Source organism: Mesorhizobium sp. M7A.F.Ca.US.005.03.2.1, assembly GCF_003997795.1.
Classification (GTDB): domain Bacteria; phylum Pseudomonadota; class Alphaproteobacteria; order Rhizobiales; family Rhizobiaceae; genus Mesorhizobium; species Mesorhizobium ciceri.
Window position 1 is genome coordinate 1 of record NZ_RZRP01000855.1, and the last position, 2661, is coordinate 2661.

A 2661-nucleotide genomic window follows, 5' to 3' on the forward strand; every position below is an offset into this window, starting at 1 on the left:
GCGCTGGATGGCTGGACGCCGCCGGAAAAAGCGATGCGGGCGGTGATCGACGCCGCGCGCGAAGCAAAACTCCTGCAGTAGTTGGAAAACAGGACATGTCTGAGCTCATTTTGCCCACACCGATGCGGATCAAGCCGCATGGGTCGGACACGATCCGCGACGTCGCCACGCTCAGGGATGCCAGCGAAATCCTGATCGATTGGCGGCAGGCCAAGCGCGGCCCGTTCTACCAGGCGGCGCGCGAGAAGGTCGAAGCCGCATTGGAAACCCAGAGAGGCGCCGCCGAGGCGCAGGAAGCGTTCGCAGCGCTCTGCAGCCACGCCGGCGTCTTGGTGCGGTAGGTGTCAAAGGAAGCAGACGTCGTGCCTCGCCTGCTTTGTCATTTCGTTGGAAGCTCGCCCTGGACAATCGGCTGAGAGGTTTCGAATCCAAAGCTCTTCGGCACCAGAAGAATCAATGCAATCACGATGGCGATCGACGCAAGCAACGTGGCTGTGGCTGCAATATCTCTCACGATAATCTCTCCAAATTCCAAGTCGTGAGAAAAACGCTCCCGAGAAAACGAGGTTCCATTAGCTTGTGCGGTAATACCAGTGAGCCGGCGTTTATTGCTTCGGCGGCTGGGGTGGAACTTCACCCGGCTTGATCACCGGCGTCTTGCCTTCGTCGGGGGCCGGCGCCGCCATGCCCTGGTCTCCCGTCGGGGGCGGTTTCAGCACGCCGCCGCAGTCGTTGAGCTTCGCGGTCAAATTGCCGTCATCGGCTTGCTTTTCAGGCTGCTGTTTTGCCCCTTGCCCGGTCTGAGCCCTGCATTTGTCGGCCTGCGGCGCCTGGCTGTCGTTCTGCTGCTGGGCTGCGGCCGGCACTGCCAGCGCCAGCATAAGGCCGAATGGCATGATGGCGAGAGTTCTCATCCCTGCCTCCTTCTTTCTTTCACGGTCGCCCGCGGCGACCTTCCCTTCACAGGGACAACGCCTGTCGACGAAAAAGGTTGGCCGCGTCGCCGGGCGGCATTGCAACCAAACCCGTTCGCCGGCCGTTGCGCGTGCCGGAGGCGGTCATGTTCGAAGGTTTTCAAGGCGCGGAAATCGACACCGGCGATGCCGGCATATTCTGCCTGCGTGCCGGGACCGGGCCGCCATTGCTGTTGCTGCACGGCTTTCCGCAGACGCATCTGATGTGGCGCGACATCGCGCCCGCTCTGGCCAGCCGGTTCAGCGTCGTCTGCGCCGATTTGCGCGGCTATGGCGGCAGCTCCTGTCCGGCGTCCACTCCGGACCACGCACCCTATGCCAAGCGCGCCATGGCGGACGATTTGGTGAGGCTGATGGAGAAGCTGGGTTTCAGCAGCTTCATGGTCGCCGGCCATGATCGCGGCGGGCGTGTCGCCTACCGCATGGCGCTCGACCATCCGGGCAGCATCGACAGGCTCGCCGTCCTCGACATCGTGCCGACCGCGGATGCCTGGGACCGCGCCGACGCCAGGCTGGCGCTGGGCTATTGGCCATGGTCGCTGCTGGCGCAGCCCGAGCCATTGCCCGAAAAGATCCTGTCCGGCGCCGCCGAGGCGATCGTCGACAATGCGCTCAACGGCTGGGGCTCACAGCCATCGGCGTTTCCAGCCGAAGTGCGTCGGGCCTATGTCGAGGCCCTGCGTACGCCTGCCCACGCCCATGCCATCTGCGAGGAATATCGGGCGGCAGCCACGCTCGACCGCGAGCATGACCATGCCGACAAGGCAGCCGGCCGGCGCATCCGCTGCCCGCTGCTGGCGCTATGGAGCGGTCAGGGCGCGTTGGCGGATTGGTATGCCGGCGAAGGCGGGCCGCTGGCGCTGTGGCGCGGCTGGGCTGAGGATGTGCGCGGCCAGGCGATGCCGGGTGGACACTTCTTCCCCGAGGAGGACCCGGCGCGGACGGCCGATCTGCTGGCCGGCTTCTTCAGTGAGACCGGTCACCGCATCTCCGCGCGATCGGAGTTACCTTCGCCCTCCCCTTGATGGGTCAGGACGTTTCGGTTTCAGGCAGGTCAGCGCCGAGCTGCGGAACGATGATCGAATCCAGCGGCGCCGTCAGCGACCAGCTGAGATGGCCCGGGCTGCGATCCAGCACCGCCAAGCCGTTCAGCGATTGCGGCGCGACCCGTTGCAGGACGACGGTGCCGAAACCCTTGCGCGTGCTTTCGTCTTGCCGCCCCCCGGGCCGCTCTCCCTCACGCACCGGCATCGTCTCGTCCCAGAGCAGATGGATTTCCAGCTTGTCCGAAGCGCCTTCGACGATCCGCCAGGTGATCTCCAGCCGCCCGGCCTCGCTCGCCAGCGCGCCATATTTGGAAGAGTTGGTGCCGAGTTCATGGAACGCCATGCCGAGATTTTGCACGGCATTCGGCTGCAGGGTCAAAAGCGGTCCGGAAAGCGATACCCGCGCCTCGTGGCCGAACGGCTTGAGCTGCTCCTGGGCAAGGTCGAAGAGGCTGGCGCCGGCCCATTCCGAGTTCACCAGCAGATCGTGCGACCGCGACAGCGCCATGATGCGGGAACGGATCATCTCCTCGAACTCGCGCGGATCGGTCGAGCGTTTGCTGGTCTCCCGGATCATCGAGAGTATCACCGCGAACTGGTTCTTGACGCGATGGTTCACCTCGCGGAGCAAAAGCCTGATC

General features: G+C 64.7%; 5 protein-coding genes. 2 read left to right on the forward strand and 3 right to left on the reverse strand.

Features of this window, described 5'->3' with window-relative positions; translation table 11 throughout:
• The coding region (locus EN991_RS41845) for a DUF982 domain-containing protein (protein WP_348630512.1) at window positions 1-341 on the forward strand (341 nt) is incomplete at its 5' end.
• Between the two features lie 38 nt (window positions 342-379).
• On the opposite strand, the gene EN991_RS41715 is transcribed toward EN991_RS41845, so the two are convergent.
• A complete protein-coding gene (locus EN991_RS41715; RefSeq protein WP_263484935.1) occupies window positions 380-514 on the reverse strand; it encodes a hypothetical protein in 135 nt (44 codons plus the stop codon).
• 91 nt (window positions 515-605) lie between these two features.
• Window positions 606-914: a hypothetical protein gene (locus tag EN991_RS31490; RefSeq protein ID WP_127370214.1), complete on the reverse strand. Its 309-nt coding sequence runs from the start codon at window positions 912-914 to the stop codon at window positions 606-608.
• Window positions 915-1060: 146 nt separating this feature from the next.
• On the opposite strand from EN991_RS31490, the gene EN991_RS31495 reads away from it, so the two are divergent.
• Window positions 1061-1999, forward strand: coding sequence for an alpha/beta hydrolase (locus EN991_RS31495; protein ID WP_127370215.1), 939 nt, complete (start codon window positions 1061-1063; stop codon window positions 1997-1999).
• A 4-nt stretch (window positions 2000-2003) separates the two neighbouring features.
• Here EN991_RS31495 and EN991_RS31500 read toward each other — a convergent pair.
• On the reverse strand, window positions 2004-2661 hold a 658-nt coding region (locus EN991_RS31500; RefSeq protein WP_164769503.1), incomplete at its 5' end, for a sensor histidine kinase.